We start from the raw sequence: 16,884 nt of genomic DNA on the forward strand, positions 1-16,884 counted from the left end.
AGTGAGAAGCCATGCCTGTTTTCCAACGGATCCTGAAGTCGATGGGGCTGACGTCAGACCCTTCGCAACAGGCGGCATCGAATCCGGAGCCTGATCCGCCCATTCCGGCTTCGCTGTTCCAAGCGATTTCCCGGCTGCGAGCCTCGTTCGGGCACAGCGCCGACCTCGTGATCCGCGAGTGGGAGGATGCGGCTGCACCTTCGAGAAGAGTTGCCGTTGCGTATATCGAAGGCATCGTCGATCCGAAACTGTTATCCAAACTCGTCGAGGCCATCACGGAGCAGCTTCCTTCCGTTTCGGGCGGCCCTGCGGCCATGGAAACCAGAATCCAAGGCAAGCTTCCCGTCGGCAAAGTGAAGCTCGTTCATACGGAAGGACATCTAAGGGCCGACTTGCTCACGGGTAATGCCGTCATCTTGACGGACGGGTTTCCGGCCGCCTTGGCGGCTTCCGTGCCGGGCGGGGAAAAACGCGGGGTGGAGGAACCGACCTCCCAAACGGTGATCCGGGGGCCCAAGGAAGGCTTTACGGAAGACCTGACGGTGAACGTATCGCTGCTCCGAAGGAAACTGCGCACGTCGGACCTGCGGATTGAGAGGCGTACCATTGGCCGGTATACCCAAACGCCGGTGGTCATGGCGTATATCGAAGGGCTTGCCGACACGGCCGTGCTGGATGAAATGAGAAAACGCCTTGACGCCATCGACACGGACAGCGTGCTGGAGAGCGGGTATATCGAAGAGTTAATTCAAGACAAGACGTGGACGCCGTTTCCGACGATGATGAACACGGAGCGTCCGGATTCGACTGCAGGAAGTTTGCTGGAGGGACAGGTCGCACTTCTGGTGGACGGAACGCCGTTCGTGCTTCTGGCCCCGGTGACGTTCTTCAAGTTTTTCCAATCCAGTGAAGACTACTATCAGCGATACGATCTCTCCTCCTTCCTCCGCGTCATTCGACTGTTCGCTTTTTTCGTCGCGATGCTTCTGCCTTCCTTGTATATCGCGGTATCGACGTTCCACCAGGAAATGATGCCCTCGACGCTGCTCGTCAGCTTGGCGGCGCAGAGGGAAGGGACGCCGCTTCCGGCGTTAATCGAAGCGCTGCTCATGGAAATCACGTTCGAGGTCATCCGCGAAGCGGGCGTGCGGATGCCGCGGGCGATCGGGCCCGCTATCTCGATCGTGGGCGCTTTGGTATTGGGACAAGCCGCCGTTCAGGCGGGACTGGTGTCGGGAGCGATGGTCATCGTCGTATCGTTCACGGCGATCGCCAACTTCGTCATTCCCGCGTTCAACATGGCGGCGTCGGTCCGTCTCATCCGTTTCGGACTGATGTTCCTGGCGGGGACGCTGGGCCTGTTCGGCATTCTGGCGGGAGCTGTCCCTATTTTGACGCATGTGGTGAATGTCCGTTCGTTCGGCGTTCCTTACTTCACTCCGCTTGCGCCGATTTGGATGAATAACTGGAAGGACTTGGTCGTCCGGGTTCCCTGGCCGCTGATGAAGACCCGTCCGGCCGTGATCGGCAAACAAAACCGGCAGCGTCAAGGGCCTAAAACGAATTCGTAGGAGGGTATCGGATGCGATTCTGCCGGCTTCTGATGGCGTGTTTGATTCCGCTTTTGACGCTGACCGGCTGCTGGAACCGCATCGAACTGAACCAACTCGGGATCACGACGGCGACGGGCATCGATTGGGATAACGGCGAGTGGGTGGTGACGTTTCAGGAAATCGTCCCATCCGCGATGTCCGCCGCTGCGGGAGGAACTACGGGAGGGAACATTGCGCAGAGTCCGGTCCACGTATTCTCCACCCGGGCCAAAACGATCCGCGAAGCGGTAGCGGTGAACGATTTCGAGCATTCGCGTTGGATTTACTTGGCCCACAACAACGTCGTAGTCGTCGGACGCGAGGCGGCAAAGCACGGGATCGGCAGCATTTTGGACGCCTATTTCCGGAATCACGATGCCAGACAGTCGACCGAAATCGTCGTGACAGACCGCGATGCCAGACTGATCTTGGAGCAGCTCGTCCCGCCGGAACGGCTTCCAGGCGATGCGATCGCCTCTATCTTGCGGAAAGAAGACCGGTCTTCTTCCGCCATTCCGGCCGTATCCGTTTTCGACGCGGCTCTTATGCTGACCTCTGAGACGGGAACCGCCATGTTGCCGGAGATCTCTCTCTCGGGGGAAGAAACGGAAAGATCGAAGTCGCTGGACGCATTCAAAACCAGCTCCCAGAGCAGCAAGTTGAAGCTGACCCGCATCGCCGTTTTTCGAGGAGACACGCTTGCCGGCTGGTTGAGCCGCGAAGAGGGTTTGGGCGTATCCTGGATGTCCGGCAAAGTGAAAAACACGACGTTCACGTTTACATGCCCGTCCGGCGAGGACGAGTCCTTGCTTGCGACCTACCGTTCCTATAAGGCGTCGGCGAAAGTGACCCCTATCCGAACAAGGGACGGATACTCTTTTCGAGTCAAGGTGAAAACGTCGGGAGAACTGTTGAATTACGGCTGCATGCCGGATATCACCAGACTCGGAACCGTTCGCGCGATCGAAAAACAGGTCGAGGCCAAGATCCGGGAGGACGTGAAAAACGGCTGGGCCGCCATGCAAAGGTTACGCGCGGATCTTGCGGGTTTGGCCGGCAAAGTGCATCGGAAATACCCGAGAGATTGGCGGAAAGTGAAGGATACCTGGAACGAACGCCTGGCCGAAATGGAGGTGGACGTTCAAACCGACGTCAAAATCCGCCGGCAGGGTCTCACCGCGAATTCCTTTCAGCGGATCTTGAAATAGGAGGCGGCGAGAGATGGGAAAACCTTCGGTTCGGGCTTCCGAATTGGCGATCTTGCTCATTCTGTTCGAAATCGGCAGCACGACGCTGTTTCTGCAAGCCCCGAAGGCCAAACAAGACGCCTGGCTGTCGATGTTTCTCGCGGCAGCGGGCGGCTTGCTGCTGCTCGCGCTTTATCTGGTCATCCACAAGCGCGATCCGGATCGGGATTTATTCGACCTGTGCAAGCGGTACTTGGGCAAGTACCTGGGGACCTTGCTCGGGTGCGTCTTCGCTTGTTATTTCCTATACGAAGCCTCCCGCAACCTGCGCGATCTCGGCGAATTGACGGTGCTTACTTTGCTGGACCGAACGCCGATCGCCTTCATCATGTTCATTGCGCTGCTCGTGATCGCCAACTCCGCGAGATACGGCCTCAGAGGCATCGCATTGACGTGCGTCGCGCTGTTTCCGACCTTGATGGTGAGTTACCTGATCCTGATCGTCTTGATCTGGAACTCGGGTCTGATCCACGTCGAGTTCATGTTTCCTCTCCTGGAGAACGGGATCGTTCCGGTCGCGCGCGAAGCGTTCCCGGCGCTTGTGTCGTTTCCGTTCGGGCAAACCGTTCTGTTCCTCGTTTTCTTCGCGTACGCGAAGAAAGACGGCGCAAAAGAGGGCAAAGGACTGCCGAAAGCGATCGTGCGTGCCTACATTTTCGTGGCGTTGTTCCTGATCGCGATCAATCAGATCAACATCCTCGTGCTCGGTCCCGTGCTCGCGGCGAATTGCACGTTTCCGCTCCTGGAATCCGTGCAACTGATCCATTTCAACCGTCCGCTCCGGATGGATCCCCTTTTCACGATCGTCTTGTTCGTCGGCCTGGGGATCAAGGCGGTGTGCTTTCTCGCCGCTGCGGCGATGGGCGGCGAGAAGCTTATCGGCTTCGGCTTTAAAAAATGGATCGTCGTGCTTGGAGCGGTCATTTACCCGCTGGCCTTCGTTTCCCCGAATCTCAGCCACCATCTGTGGCTTGGCCGCGTCATTACGGTTAAATTCGTGTCTCCGATTTTCCAAATCGCGCTTCCCATGCTGCTTTTCGCGGTTATGCTTCTGAGACGGAAGCTGAAGCCGGCATGATAAACGGCGACATTACTGGTAAAATGGAAGGATGATCAAGAACAACAGCCCGGAACGGCCTTAAGGAGAGGACATGCACAATTTCAAAGTTTATTTCCGGTTCGTTAAACCGTATTGGAAGCGGGTGCTGCTGACCGTATTCGTCGGGATGCTGAAATTCGGAATTCCCCTGATTCTCCCTGCCCTGATGAAATACGTGGTCGACGACATTCTGTTGGGCGCGGAACCGGCGGACGTGAAAACGCGCAAGCTCGTTTACGTGATGGCAGGCGCGTTTTTCGTTTTCATCGTCGTCCGCGGCCCCGTGGAATATTGGCGGCAATATTTCGCGCAATGGACGACCAGCCGGATTCTGTACGACCTGCGCAATCATCTTTTCGGCCATATCCAGAAGCTTTCCCTTCGTTATTATCAGAACCGCAAAACGGGGGAAGTCATCTCCCGCATGATCAACGATGCCGAACAGACCAAATCCATCGTCGAAACCGGCATGATGAACGTTTGGCTGGACCTGTTCACGCTGACGATCGCGATCGGTTTCATGTTCAACATGGATTTCCATCTGACGCTCGTCTCGATCGCGGTTTTGCCGTTTTACGCGCTGTCGGTCAAGAAGCTCTATCGCAAGCTGAAGGCGTACTCCAAAACGAGGTCGCAGGCGCTGGCCGATTTACAGAGCTATCTGTTCGAACGCGTGAACGGGATGCCGGTGATCAAAAGCTTCACGCTGGAAGAGACGGAGCGGGTCAATTTCGACCGCAAAAACGAGAATTTCCTGAATCGCGCTTTCGCTTTGACCCGGTGGAACGCGCTGACCAACGCCATCATCAACACGTTGACCGATCTGGCGCCGCTGCTCGTGTTGTTCTATGGGGGCTTTCAAGTCCTTCGCGGCAATTTGACGCTGGGCGCTTTCATGGCGTTTTTCGCTTATTTGGACCGGCTGTACAGCCCGTTGCGCCGGATCGTGAACTCCTCTACGGAGCTCACGCAAGCAGGCGCTTCGCTGGAGCGGGTCGTGGAGCTGATGAACGAGCCTTATGACATCCAGGATGCTCCCGGCGCGCGGGAGCTGCCGGGGGAAGTTCAGGGAAAGATCGAGTTTCGGAACGTCAGCTTCCGGTATTCGGAGACGACCGATTGGGTCATCCGCGATTTGAATTTGCGGATTCATCCGGGGGAAACGGTCGCGTTCGTGGGCATGAGCGGGGGAGGGAAATCTTCGCTGATCAGCCTGATTCCCCGGTTCTACGACATCCAGCAGGGCAGCATTTCGCTGGATGACCGGAATATCCGCGACGTCACCATCCATAGCCTGCGCAGCCAGATCGGCATGGTGCTCCAAGACAATATTCTGTTTAGCGGCAGCGTCCGGGAAAATATCCAGCTCGGGAATCCGAAGGCGACTGACGCGCAAATCGTGGAAGCCGCGCTGGCGGCCAACGCTCACGAGTTCATCTGCGGGCTGCCGGACGGCTACGATACGGAAATCGGGGAGCGGGGGGTCAAGCTGTCCGGAGGACAGAAGCAGCGGATCGCGATCGCGAGGGTGTTCCTGAAAAATCCGCGGATTCTGATCCTGGACGAAGCGACGTCGGCTTTGGACCTGGAATCCGAGCATCTCATCCAGGAGTCGCTCGAGAAGCTGGCCAAAAACCGGACGACGCTCGTCGTGGCGCACCGTCTGTCGACGATCACCCACGCGGACCAGATCGTCATGATCGAGAACGGCGAAATCCGCGAGCAAGGCACGCACGCGGATTTAATGGCGAGGGACGGAGCCTACGCGCGGTTATTCAACGTGCAGAACTTGAGCGTATAAGCTGGGGGGTTAAAAGAGGGCTATCTGCGTATCCAGTCGAACATGCGGGCGATGGCGGCTTCGTGGACGTCGGGCGGAAGGTGATGCCCGAGGCCTTCGTACCGATGGAAATCCGCCGGCACGCCTGCTTCCAGCAGACGTTCGTACATGCGCCTGCCGTGTTCGAAATCCACTTGCACGTCGTTCGTGCCATGGATGACGAGCGTCGGGCACCCGATGCGTCCGGCAAGTGCCTCGGGCGAACGTTCCCGGTACGCTTCCGGCAACTTGGCCGGCGAGCCGCCGATCACGCGCTTCAGCATTCGCCGCATATCGACCCTTTCCTCATAAGTCCGCGCCAGGTCGGACACGCCGCTCCACAGCGCGAGTTTGCGAATGGGGAGCGGGCTTGCAGCGGCTTGCGCCGCGTTGATCGCTCCGCGGGAAAATCCCATCACGGAGATGCGGCGGGCATCCACGAACGGCAGGCTCTCTAAGAAACGGTATGCAGCAAGCACGTCCTCCCGGTCGCGGCCGCCGAATTCGTCGCGGCCTTCGCCGTTTTCGCTGCCGCGGTAACAGGGGGCGAACACCAGGTGCCCATGCCGGGCGAACCGCTCCAGCCAGTGTGTCTGCACCCGGCCGACATGGCCGATGCCGCCGCGGCAGTAGAGGAAGACCGGCCAAGGGGACTCGGCCGCGCGGACGTCCCGAATGTCGCGAAGCAGCGGCGTCGCGATCGGCGTTACCGGGAGGTCCGTTCGCCCGTAATGCCGCCGCAGCGATTCGGCCAATTCGCCGGGAGGAAGACCGTAACCGTGCGGAAAGGCCAAGTATCCTTTGACCTTCAATCCGTCCGATACATACGTGAGTTGATACATGGCTGTCACCCCGGATCCGGCAGCATGTCCATGAAAGCTTTCAATGCGCTGCTCACGAACGAATCTTTGCGGATTACGAACGTCGTATGCATCCGGTTGGCCGTTCCGGGCATTTCATGGGCGCGCATCGCGTTTTCTTTCCCGGTCGCGCGTAAAACTGCGCGTGGAAGCAAGGAAATGCCGAGGCCGGCCGAGACTCCGCCGACGATCGCCTCGAGCGTGCCGAACTCCATGATGACCGGCTGCGCCGAGCCGTTCGATTGCAGCCAGCTTTCGAGAATTTCCCGGTAGGAGCACCCGAGGCTGAGCACGAGAATCGGCCGGGTCACGGCCTCTTCCAAAGAGGAGACCTCCGCCGGCGACAAAATGACGAGCTCCTCGTCGAATACCGGAATGGACAGCAGGTCCGGGTGGTCGACCGGGCAGCCGAGAAAGGCGGCGTCGAGTTCGTAATGCAGGATCTTTTCCAGCAGAAACTGCGTATGCCCGGTCGTCACCGATAGCTGCACGCCCGGATGACGGCGGTAATAATCCGCGAGCAGCGGAGGGAGGCGCACGGCTGCGGCGGTCTGCGTAGAGCCGAGCCGGAGCGGTCCGGAGGGAGTAAGCGTAGAGGCAAGCGCCTGGGAGGCTTCCTCCAACAATCCGACGATTTTGTCCGCGTAGCCGAGAAGCGTTTGGCCGCCGGCCGAAAGCGTCATGCCGCGATTATGCCGCAGAAACAACGGGGTGCCGAGCTCCTGCTCCAGCTGCCGGATGCGGGCGGTGACGTTGGATTGGACGTAGCCCAGCTTGGCGGCGGCTTTGGTCACGGATCCTTCCATCGCCACGGTCCGAAATACGCGCAGATCCGAGCTTTCCATATCATCGCCTCCTCTTATGATGGTATCGTTATGAATGATATCGAATATCGCTAACAATCATTATACATAAAAGCAGCACTCCCTTAAACTGAAAACACGTCAGGATAGGGGAGAGAGATAGCAAATGAATCGATTCAAGTACTACGCTTTGGTGATGGCGACCACTTGCTTGATGGGGGTCGCGTTTCCGGTCGGCAAAATGGGACTCGCTTACGCGCCGCCTTTTCTGCTCATGGCCGTCCGCTTTCTGCTCGCCGGAGGCGCTCTCGCATTGTTCGCCGCCCGCAAGGGCACGGGAGGGATCCGCGGTGAAAGGCGGTGGCTCAAGGCTGCCGTGATCGGCTTGCTGCAATCCGCCGGCGTGATGGGTTGCGCCTATTACAGCATGCACTGGATCTCGTCGGGCGAATCGGCGATCCTCACGAGCGCGGCGCCGCTGCTCGTCATCGTGCTGGGTTCGCTGCTGAACGGCGCAGCCTACCGAAGCCGACAGTGGCTCGGCGTCGCCGTCGGTTTCGCGGGCGTCGCGCTGACGTTCGGGTTCCACGTCGGGTTCGTACCGGGCACCTATATCGGCTTCGCGGGCGCCGTGTGCTTCGCTTTCGCGACGCTGCTCGTGAACCGTTGGGGAGCCGGATTCGACTCGACCGTGCTCGCCGCTTATCAAATGTTGTTCGGAGGCGTGTTCTTGCTGCTTTTGAGCTTCTTAACGGAACCGCTGCGTTTCGCGCTGTCCATTAGCTCCGTTGTGGTGCTTCTGTGGCTCGCCATTATGTGTTCCATCGTACAATTCACGCTGTGGTTTTACTTGCTCCGCCACAGCGACCCTGGGAAAACGAGCGTTTTCCTGTTTCTCGTGCCGGTATTCGGCGTCCTCTCCAGTTGGCTTCTGCTCGGCGAGAAGGTGGGAGGAGCGGTAGCGGCGGGAGCGGCTCTGATTTGCTTCGGCATCTATTTGGTGAACGGCGGCCAACGAAGACGTCAGCCGGCGGGGCTCCAAGCCGGTTAATTTCTCGTCTCGCCATGCTTTCCGACTCTTGACTTCGACCCGTTCGGGTTTATAATGAATGGGGATTTCAGAAGGGTCGTGAGCATACGTGCAACTGGTGAAACAAATCCTCAAATTGGCGATTCCCTCGATCGCCACGTTCTCCTCCATGACGTTTACGGGATTGCTCGTCCTGATGATCGTCGGCAAGCTGGGAGCCGCCGCGATTGCCGTGGTCGGCATCTCGAACATCGTCATCTATAACCTGTGGGCGATGTTCTCGGGCGTACAGGGTGCCATCAACTATCTCGTCGCGCAAAACTTCGGTTCCAACGATATAAGACAAGGCAACCAGAGAATGCAGATCGCGTTGATCTTCACCGTGATCCAAGGCTTGGGTCTTCTGATCGGCAGCTTCGCACTGCCTTACGCCATCTTATATATCATGGGTTCCAACGTAACGATTCTGGACCTAGGTACTCCTTATTTGCAGGTCCGGATGCTTGCACTGATCTTCGGGATGTTCAACGGCACGTTCTTCGCCTACATGCGCGCCGTCGGGGATACCCGCACGCCGATGACGCTGGCTTTGATCAACAGCGGCCTCGTCGTCGCTTTGACTTACCTCCTGGCTTACGGCAAGTTCGGTTTTCCGGATCTCGGCTTGCAAGGGGCCGCGTGGAGCGTTTTCATCACGGAGCTGGCGACCGCCTTGCTGTGCCTTCTCGTGTATTACCGTTTCATGGCCGGCGCATACCTGACTCGCGTCTGGGAGCGCATCGAGAAGCAGCAGGTTCGCCTGGTGCTGCTCGAAAGTTCTAAGCTTGGCGTGACGGAGCTATCGAACAGCCTAGGCATGTTCGTGTTTACCTCCTGCATCACGATGCTGGGTACGACGGCGATCGCGGCCAATGAAATCGCGCTGAACATCCTGTCGTTCGGCTTCATGCCCTCGAACGGATTCGGCGCCGCCGCGACCATCGGCATCGGCCAGGAAATCGGCAAAGGAAGAAGCCGGGAAGCGCGTCGGTTCGGCATCGTCACCGTGTATCTCGGCCTCATTTTCATGGCGCTCATCTCGGTCGTTTTCTTCCTGTTCGCCTTGCCGATCGCCAAGCTGTACACGCCGGATAAGGCGGTATACGACTTAGCCATCTCGCTCATCCATCTGGCCGCGTTCATCCAGCTGTTCACCGGAGCGAACATCATCTTCGGCGGCGGACTCCGCGGAATCGGGGATACGACGTTCTTATCGAGAACCGCCATGCTGCTCAATTGGGTGCTGTTCATCCCGGGGACGATCGTGCTGACTCGCGTGTTGGATCTGGGGCAGACGGGCGCTTGGACCGCGTTGTGCTCCTTGATCGTGCTGACGGCGATTGCGAACGCCTGGCGTTATCTGTCGCTCGATTGGACGAACGTGAAAGTGAAGTCGGGAAGCGCGCATGCCGCGGCTTCGGCGGCTGCGCATATGTAATCCTGAGAGAGAGCGGGCCATTGAATGGTGGCCCGCTTTTGTGCTATGATTGTAAACGCGTGTTCACGATATGAACGGAAAGGATGAATTCCATGAAGTACAGAAAGCTGGGAAGAACCGGATTGAAGGTCAGCGAGATCAGCTTCGGCAGCTGGATGACCTACGGGCATTCCGTCGGAGAGGATACCGGCGCCAAGCTGATCGACCGCGCTTTTGAGCTCGGCATCAATTTCATCGATACCGCAAATGTCTATGAGCAAGGCAAGGCCGAGTTCATGCTGGGCGAGGTGCTGCCCCGCTACCCCCGCGAATCGTACGTCCTTGCGACGAAAGCCTTCTGGCCGATGGGGGAAGGGCCGAACGACCGGGGGCTGTCCCGCAAACACGTTTATGAGCAGTTGAACGCCAGTCTCAAACGGTTGAAGCAGGACTACGTCGATATTTTCTACTGCCACCGTTATGACCCGGAGACCCCGGTGGAAGAGACGCTGCGAACGATCGAGGATTTCGTCCGTCAGGGCAAAGTGCTCTATGTCGGCGTAAGCGAGTGGACCGGCGCTCAGATTCAGGAAGCGATGCAAATCGCCGACAAATACCTGCTGGATCGGATCGTCGTCAATCAACCGCAATACAACATGTTTTATCGCAACATCGAAGCCGACGTGCTTCCGGTAAGCGAGAAGAACGGCGTCTCCCAAGTCGTATTCTCGCCGCTCGCGCAAGGGGTGCTGACGGGCAAATACCGGCTCGGCCGGCAGCATCCGGAAGGCAGCCGCGCAGCGGATCCGAAAACGAACATGTGGATCCGCAATTTCCTTACCGAAGACCACCTTCGTAAGGTCGACCAGCTGGACGGAGTCGCAAAAGAGCTCGGCATTTCGCTGTCCAGCTTGGCCATCGCCTGGATCCTGCGCCACGGCAGCGTGGCCAGTGCGCTCGTCGGCGCCACGAAGGTTGCGCAGCTCGAAGAGAACGCGAAGGCGTCGGGAATCGTGCTTCCGCAAGCGGTGCTGGATCGCATCGAATCCATTTTGGCGTAATAGGTTTGCATGGAAAAGCGGCATCCCCCGGGATGCCGCTTTTATGTACCTTCCTGCACGGTGCCGACGGACGTTTGCGTTGCCGCCAACCCCCGAGCCAGGTGGTCCCACATGATGCGCTCGACCTGCTTCGCTTGGTCCTTCGTGCAAGTGACGATCAGGATGACTTCCGGGCCGCGGTTCTTGGAAACGCGAAGCTTCTTTCTTTTCACCAGGTTTATGATTAAATCGATCGCGAAGCCGACGAGGAATCCGGATCCCGCGCCGATCAAACCCCAGTTGATCGGGCCCCAATCCATCGCGAATCCTCGCGCCGCACCGATCGTCCCTCCCAAGAACGCGAAAATCATCCCGATGTCGATTAACGAGATTCCGTCGGATTGATGGATGTTGTCGAACATTTTCATGTCTTTTTTCCTTTTATCCAAGGGTACCGCGTAAATATCCCGGATGTCGTTCTCCTTCAGCTTGCTGATGGCGAGCTCGAGAAAGATGTTATGGTCAAACGCGGCAAAGATCTGAATTTGCATCGATCTTGGCTCCTTTGTGGATGACGAACGACGGCGACTGGAATTGGTCCGTCAAATATTTACGCTGCTCCAGGTCGAACAGCTTGTTGTTTTCCACGGTGTTCACGTATGCGTCATAAATCGTGTAAAAGTACAAAGAAGGAAAATAGAGCAGCCATTGCGGATCGAGAACTGAATTTGACTTGGCGACTTGCCCCAAAATGAGGTAGTGGATGCCTTCAATTAGGCCGGATAGCGCCACAATGACGATTGTGATGGAAAGCGTGAAAATGGCCAGAACGATCCTGTGGATGTACAGCTGTCCGAGGCTCGGAACGGTCATGGACCAGACGAACGCGATCCATGGCTTGCGCTTGTCCAAATAGTTGATTTCCAAGGCACTGATCGCGAAATTGTTGAACGGGGCGTTTTCTCTTCTGGCGAGCAACGTGATCTTATTCAAATCTACCGTCGTTCTGTAACTGTCCCAGACCGCGAACAGGTAAACGGGAACGTAGAGCAGCGTATAACGTTCATTGAGCACAGACTTGGCCGCGTCGAATTGGCCGTTGAAGGAATATACGATCGCCAAGTTCAAATGGGTGATTTGGTTGATGAACAATTCCCAAAGAAATAGCGCATATCCGCGAAGGTACTTGTTCATCAACATATGTCCGAAACCAGGGAAGGCGAGAGACCAGAGAGCAATCGTCAGCGGACTCCGAAGATGGAGCTGAGTCGTGCCTAAAATGCTCACGTGGCCGATATATCTTCGATTGCGATAGCGAGTCCTGAAATTTTGCATCCGATCCATCCTCTAGTCGGGACATCTTCGTCCCCATTATTTGCCTTAGCGGCTGAAAATATCCGCGCGCGGGAGGGAAAAGAAGGTTAGCCGCGTGTTCCTCTTGATCGAACATGTGTTCTTATTTTATAATGAGATTACATTAACCGATCGAGGAGGGTGGTTCCATGTCGCCCGTCAATATCGAGAAGTATGTCGGCCGCAAAGCGGAAATTATTTACCAGGACAGCAAAGGGAATTTCACCAAGAGAAGAGTGTCCGTCTATTCCGTACGGGACGGGCAGGTCCGCGTGCTGGACTGGGGGAAGAAGTCCTTCCGCACGCTGAAGGAAGAACGGATTCTATCGGCTCTGCCGTTCGTCGGCCGCACGGGATAAGACGCGTTTTCTCCACGATTTGGGCAAACACCGTCTCCTGACGGTGTTTTTTTGTGCTGCCCCATACAGGGGAAATGCTGGAATACCGCCGATATTTTGGGGGGAACGTAAGGAGGATGATGGAAGGGGGGGCTGGATATGCATGCAACCGGAGGGGTAACGTTCGCCGCCGTCTTCGTGATCCTGCTCATGGCGCTTATGGACATGATCATCTACCGTGAGAATTTTCCCGCGGCGCTTTACGATTTGTTCAACCACGCCAGGGACAAACTCACGCTGTTATTGCTGGCGAGCTCATGGATTACGGCCCTGGTGGCGGATATCCGGCATAAGCGGAAATCCGATCCGCAAGAGGGAGGGCGTTCCGCGTGAATCCGATCCCGCGCGTGCACTCCTTTTGCATGATGTTCGTGTTCCTGCTCGCCACGGCCATCATATTCGGAACCCCGAAGCTCGTCCCCGATGTGTGGCTCGTCGAATTGCTTGCTGCCGTCCCCGCCCTCCTCTTGTTTTTCCTGCAATCTCTCCTGGTATCGACGGATCGCCCGAAAGGATTGTACGAGCAGTTCACGGAGACATGGGGCGGAAGGCCAGGTCAAGCGTTCGTGCTTCTCTATGCCGTCTATTTCTTGTATATCGCGACGCGGAACGTACGGGATTTGTTGGAATTCGTCATGACCACATTGCTTCGTACGACGCCGCCGCAATTCGCGGTGGCTCTTTTCGTTCTCTTGGTCGCATACGCGGCTTCGGGAACCCTTCGAAGCACCGGCCGGCTTTCCGTTATCATCCTTACCGCGATACTCGTATTTTTCTTCGCGCTCATCGTGCTGCTGATGATCAGCAAATCCCTGGAGCTGCAGAGGCTTCTCCCGTTCCTATCCGAAGGTTTCCTTCCGGTTGCCAAGGAGGCCGCGACGAAAACGCTTTGGTTCCCTTATGGAGAGCTCGTCGTTTTCCTCGTCTTCGCCCATCGGATCGGGGGCCGGACCCGGTTCCGGAAGATCGGTTTCGCCGCGATGGGGAGCGCCGTGATCGTGCTGACCCTATCCGACTTGCTCCAGACCATGACGCTTGGGATGGAATTCCAAAAGTATTCCGCTTTCGGGCTGCTTGATACGGCACGGGTCATCAACGTCGAAGATTTCATCACCCGACTTGACGCCGTGGTGGCGATGATCATTCTTTTCGGCGTTCTCGTCAAATGCGCCGTCTTTCTTCATGCGGGCGTCCTCGGCATTTCGACCGTGTTCCGGGGGAAGGACCAGTCGTACAAATTGCCGCTGGCCTTGTTGATCGGAGCTCTATCCGTACTCGTATCGGAAAACGCCGCCGAACACGTCGAAGAAGGGCTGACGGAAGTCGTGTACTGGCTGCACATTCCCATGCAGTTCGTTTTACCGCTCATTACGGTCTTGGTCATGAAAATGCGGACGGGAATCGGAGGGAAACCGCGTGAATCGAACGAACCGCTTGGCTGACGCGCTGAAAGAAGCCTTCGGGCATTCGGAGGATTATCAATGCGTGCCCGTTAAGCTTGGTCATGCCGCAGGATGGCTTTGCTATTTGTCGTCGATGACCGATTCCGCGTTTATGACCGAGCATGTCATGCTGCCGCTTGTCCGATACGGCCGTCGGGAAGAAGGCCAAACGACGTTCGATAGGATGGAAGACCTGAAGATGACGTGCTTCGCCGCGCTTTCGCCCAGATGGGATAACGATCGGGTGAAGGCGGTGGAGGATCTATCGCAAGGTTGCGCCGTGCTGATCCTGGGTGACGACGAACGGGGGCTGATCCTCGACGTCAAGAAATTAAGCGCCCGCGGCATCGAAGAACCGACGACGCAAACCGTGGTCAAAGGTCCCAAAGAAGGCTTCACGGAATCCGCCCAAACGAATATCAGCCTGATCCGCAGGCGGTTGTTGGACAAACAGCTGCGTACCGAGAAATTCACGTTGGGGAGCCGATCCCGAACACCCGTCTATGTCGTTTACCTGAACGGCGAAGCGGACGAAACGGTGCTTCGCCGATTGCGCGAGGAATTGCAGCACGTGAAAACGGAAGCCATGTTCGATTCCGGATCCTTGGAACGGCATCTTCAGCCCAAAGGGTTGGCCTTGTTTCCTACCTTGTACAGCAGCGAGCGTCCGGACGCGGTGTGCGGTTCGCTGTGCCGGGGCAAAATCGCGATCATCGTGAACGGAAGCCCGTTCGTCCTGATCGTTCCCGCGTTGATGAACGATTTTTTCAAATCGCCGGAAGACCAATACCAATGGTTTGCTTTCGGGGTGTTTACGAGGGCGCTGCGCTATTTGTCCTTCTTCATCTCGCTGATGCTGCCTTCGCTGTACGTGGCAGCCATCAATTTCCAGCAAGAGTTGATCCCCACGACACTTCTGGTCAGCATCGCGGCTCAACGGGAAAGCATCCCGTTTCCTGCCGCCATCGAAGTCCTGCTGCTGGAAGGGACGTTTGAAATCCTTAGGGAAGCGGGGACCCGGATGCCGCGGGTCGTCGGTCAAGCGATTTCGATCGTCGGAGCGCTGGTGTTGGGAGAAGCCGCCGTGCAGGCGGGGATCGTTTCGAATATCCTGGTCATCGTCGTGGCCCTAACCGCGATTTCGTCCTTCGTATCTCCCGTCTACTCGTTCAGCACGAACGTACGCTTGCTGCGGTTCGCTCTAATTATCATGGCGTCTTTGTTCGGCGTATTCGGAGTTATTCTTGGAGCCGCGTTTTTAATGATCCACCTGACCCGGCTCCATTCATTCGGAGTGCCCTACGTGAGGACGCTCGGGGAGGGTGACGGGTCATGAACCGATTGACGAGGTATTCGCGGTCTCTCGGGTGGATATTGCCCGTCGCGTTGTTGGCGGGATGCTGGGGTCACGTGGAGTTGAACCGCACGAGCATCGTTTCAGGCGTGGCGCTGGAGCCGGGTACGGAAGGCCATAAGCTTCGGGTCTCTTTCGAAGCCTTGAACCCCAGCGAGCTTTCCCAAACGGCAGGCAAGGGAAGGTCGCCGTCGATCATTCAGACGTTGGAAGGCAATACGCTGGCAGAAATGATCAGTCGTTTGAACGTCACTTCCGACAGAGTCCCCATTCCTTCGCATATCGGCGTGGTCGTATTCGACGAGAAACTCGCCCGTGAGGGCATGGAACCCTACTTGGACGTGTTGCAGCGTTCGCGTTACATTCGCGAAGACGTGATGATTCTGATTTCCCGGGGAGGTCCGGCTTCGAATGTGCTGAAAGTCCTTTATCCAAGGGGAGGAGTCTCCTCGGCCAAAGTACGCATGCAAATCGAAAGCCTAAAAAAAATGGGGGGTGGAGTGGCGATCAGCCGGATGTCCGATTTGACGCAGGCCATGCTTATACAAGGGAGAGAGCCGCTTCTTAGCGCCGTTACAATAGTTGGACCGCCGAAAGAAGGGGAAAGTTTGGACAACACGAAGTCCGACGTACCCAGCGTCGTCGTCGAAGTCGCGGGGACGGCGGTGTTGCGCGAAGATAACCTGATGGGGTTCCTTTCGGGGGAAGAAGCCCAATGGGTGGAGATGGCCCGCGGGCAAATGAAGGTGACGACGCTTTCGGTACCCCTTGAACAGAAAGGGATGTACACCGCAGTCCGTCTGTACAATATCCAATCCAAACGCAACGTCAGTTTCCGTAAAGGCGTTCCGCAGCTCCGCATGTACGTGGAGGCTGACGGCATGATCGTGGGGCTTCAAGAGGATATGCCGCTTAACAAGGTATCCGGGTATCTGCAAATAGACAGGTTAACCCAGGATTACTCCCGTGAGCATATAAAAGCCGCCATCTCGAAGGTGCAGAAGGAGTTCGGCTCGGACGTATTCGGGTTCGGGGAATGGCTGTATCGACGGCATTACCAGCAATTCGTGCCGATGGCTGAGGAATGGAACCGGAAGTTCGCCAAAGCGCCGGTCGACGTGCAGGTCGAGATCCACATCCGCCGCGCGGAGTTGAAAACGAACCGCGTTCACAAGGAAAAGTTGACTGCAAATTGACTGCGAAAGGGAGCTAACGGAACTGAAAAGCGTTATTCGTCAATCAAAGGTCATTTTTCTAATCTAACGGAACTCAGCGACGTTATTGTCCGAATATCACCAAGAATTGGCCTCGGAATTGCTGAATAGCGGCGTATGGTTCCGTTAGTCTTACAAACGGTCTCAAAAGGAAGGAATAAGGTCGCTGAGTTCCGT

At 56.9% G+C, this 16,884-nt stretch carries 16 protein-coding genes; 12 read left to right on the forward strand and 4 right to left on the reverse strand.

The annotated features are described in order from the left end of the window. Positions 1-11: 11 nt before the first annotated feature. The 4 genes from EAV92_RS06705 (at position 12) to EAV92_RS06720 (ending at position 5,739) form a co-directional block, all read left to right on the forward strand. The gene (locus EAV92_RS06705; protein ID WP_241158459.1) at positions 12-1,571 is read left to right on the forward strand and encodes a spore germination protein; all 1,560 of its coding nucleotides are present in this window, start codon (positions 12-14) and stop codon (positions 1,569-1,571) included. Between the two features lie 11 nt (positions 1,572-1,582). After that, positions 1,583-2,800, forward strand: coding sequence for a Ger(x)C family spore germination protein (locus EAV92_RS06710; RefSeq protein ID WP_123040345.1), 1,218 nt, complete (start codon positions 1,583-1,585; stop codon positions 2,798-2,800). A gap of 13 nt (positions 2,801-2,813) precedes the next feature. After that, positions 2,814-3,917 carry a GerAB/ArcD/ProY family transporter gene (locus EAV92_RS06715; protein WP_123040346.1) on the forward strand — a complete coding sequence of 368 codons (1,104 nt, stop codon included), beginning with the start codon at positions 2,814-2,816 and terminating at the stop codon, positions 3,915-3,917. A gap of 73 nt (positions 3,918-3,990) precedes the next feature. After that, on the forward strand, positions 3,991-5,739 hold the full coding sequence (locus EAV92_RS06720) for an ABC transporter ATP-binding protein (RefSeq protein ID WP_123040347.1): 1,749 nt from the start codon (positions 3,991-3,993) through the stop codon (positions 5,737-5,739). 20 nt (positions 5,740-5,759) lie between these two features. On the opposite strand, the gene EAV92_RS06725 is transcribed toward EAV92_RS06720, so the two are convergent. Both EAV92_RS06725 and EAV92_RS06730 read right to left on the reverse strand, forming a co-directional pair. Then, entirely contained in the window at positions 5,760-6,599 is an 840-nt protein-coding gene (locus tag EAV92_RS06725; protein WP_123040348.1) for an alpha/beta hydrolase family protein, read from the reverse strand. Positions 6,600-6,604: 5 nt separating this feature from the next. Next, positions 6,605-7,462 carry a LysR family transcriptional regulator gene (locus EAV92_RS06730; RefSeq protein ID WP_123040349.1) on the reverse strand — a complete coding sequence of 286 codons (858 nt, stop codon included), beginning with the start codon at positions 7,460-7,462 and terminating at the stop codon, positions 6,605-6,607. 124 nt (positions 7,463-7,586) lie between these two features. Here EAV92_RS06730 and EAV92_RS06735 point away from each other — a divergent pair, with 124 nt between their 5' ends. The 3 genes from EAV92_RS06735 to EAV92_RS06745 all read left to right on the forward strand — a co-directional run bounded on the left by EAV92_RS06735 (position 7,587) and on the right by EAV92_RS06745 (position 10,967). After that, on the forward strand, positions 7,587-8,471 hold the full coding sequence (locus EAV92_RS06735; protein ID WP_123040350.1) for a DMT family transporter: 885 nt from the start codon (positions 7,587-7,589) through the stop codon (positions 8,469-8,471). Between the two features lie 88 nt (positions 8,472-8,559). Beyond that, positions 8,560-9,927, forward strand: coding sequence for an MATE family efflux transporter (locus tag EAV92_RS06740; RefSeq protein ID WP_123040351.1), 1,368 nt, complete (start codon positions 8,560-8,562; stop codon positions 9,925-9,927). A 92-nt stretch (positions 9,928-10,019) separates the two neighbouring features. Then, positions 10,020-10,967 carry an aldo/keto reductase family protein gene (locus tag EAV92_RS06745; protein WP_123040352.1) on the forward strand — a complete coding sequence of 316 codons (948 nt, stop codon included), beginning with the start codon at positions 10,020-10,022 and terminating at the stop codon, positions 10,965-10,967. 41 nt (positions 10,968-11,008) lie between these two features. Here the strand turns inward: EAV92_RS06745 and EAV92_RS06750 are convergent, their stop codons facing one another. Next, positions 11,009-11,497: a hypothetical protein gene (locus tag EAV92_RS06750; RefSeq protein ID WP_241158460.1), complete on the reverse strand. Its 489-nt coding sequence runs from the start codon at positions 11,495-11,497 to the stop codon at positions 11,009-11,011. After that, complete coding sequence (locus tag EAV92_RS06755) at positions 11,469-12,140, reverse strand: hypothetical protein (protein WP_338134400.1); 672 nt, start codon at positions 12,138-12,140, stop codon at positions 11,469-11,471. Before EAV92_RS06755 ends, EAV92_RS06750 begins: the two co-directional genes overlap by 29 nt. 308 nt (positions 12,141-12,448) lie before the next feature. On the opposite strand from EAV92_RS06755, the gene EAV92_RS06760 reads away from it, so the two are divergent. The 5 genes from EAV92_RS06760 to EAV92_RS06780 all read left to right on the forward strand — a co-directional run bounded on the left by EAV92_RS06760 (position 12,449) and on the right by EAV92_RS06780 (position 16,689). Next, on the forward strand, positions 12,449-12,658 hold the full coding sequence (locus tag EAV92_RS06760; RefSeq protein WP_123040354.1) for a hypothetical protein: 210 nt from the start codon (positions 12,449-12,451) through the stop codon (positions 12,656-12,658). 138 nt (positions 12,659-12,796) lie between these two features. Continuing rightward, complete coding sequence (locus tag EAV92_RS06765; RefSeq protein WP_123040355.1) at positions 12,797-13,030, forward strand: hypothetical protein; 234 nt, start codon at positions 12,797-12,799, stop codon at positions 13,028-13,030. After that, on the forward strand, positions 13,027-14,139 hold the full coding sequence (locus EAV92_RS06770; protein WP_123040356.1) for a GerAB/ArcD/ProY family transporter: 1,113 nt from the start codon (positions 13,027-13,029) through the stop codon (positions 14,137-14,139). Before EAV92_RS06765 ends, EAV92_RS06770 begins: the two co-directional genes overlap by 4 nt. Then, the gene (locus EAV92_RS06775) at positions 14,114-15,475 is read left to right on the forward strand and encodes a spore germination protein (RefSeq protein WP_123040357.1); all 1,362 of its coding nucleotides are present in this window, start codon (positions 14,114-14,116) and stop codon (positions 15,473-15,475) included. The genes EAV92_RS06770 and EAV92_RS06775 overlap by 26 nt, the downstream gene beginning before the upstream one ends. Further along, complete coding sequence (locus EAV92_RS06780; RefSeq protein WP_123040358.1) at positions 15,472-16,689, forward strand: Ger(x)C family spore germination protein; 1,218 nt, start codon at positions 15,472-15,474, stop codon at positions 16,687-16,689. The genes EAV92_RS06775 and EAV92_RS06780 overlap by 4 nt, the downstream gene beginning before the upstream one ends. The last annotated feature ends 195 nt before the right edge of the window (positions 16,690-16,884 follow it).

The sequence above is a fragment of the Cohnella candidum genome (assembly GCF_003713065.1).
Classification (GTDB): Bacteria; Bacillota; Bacilli; order Paenibacillales; family Paenibacillaceae; genus Cohnella; species Cohnella candidum.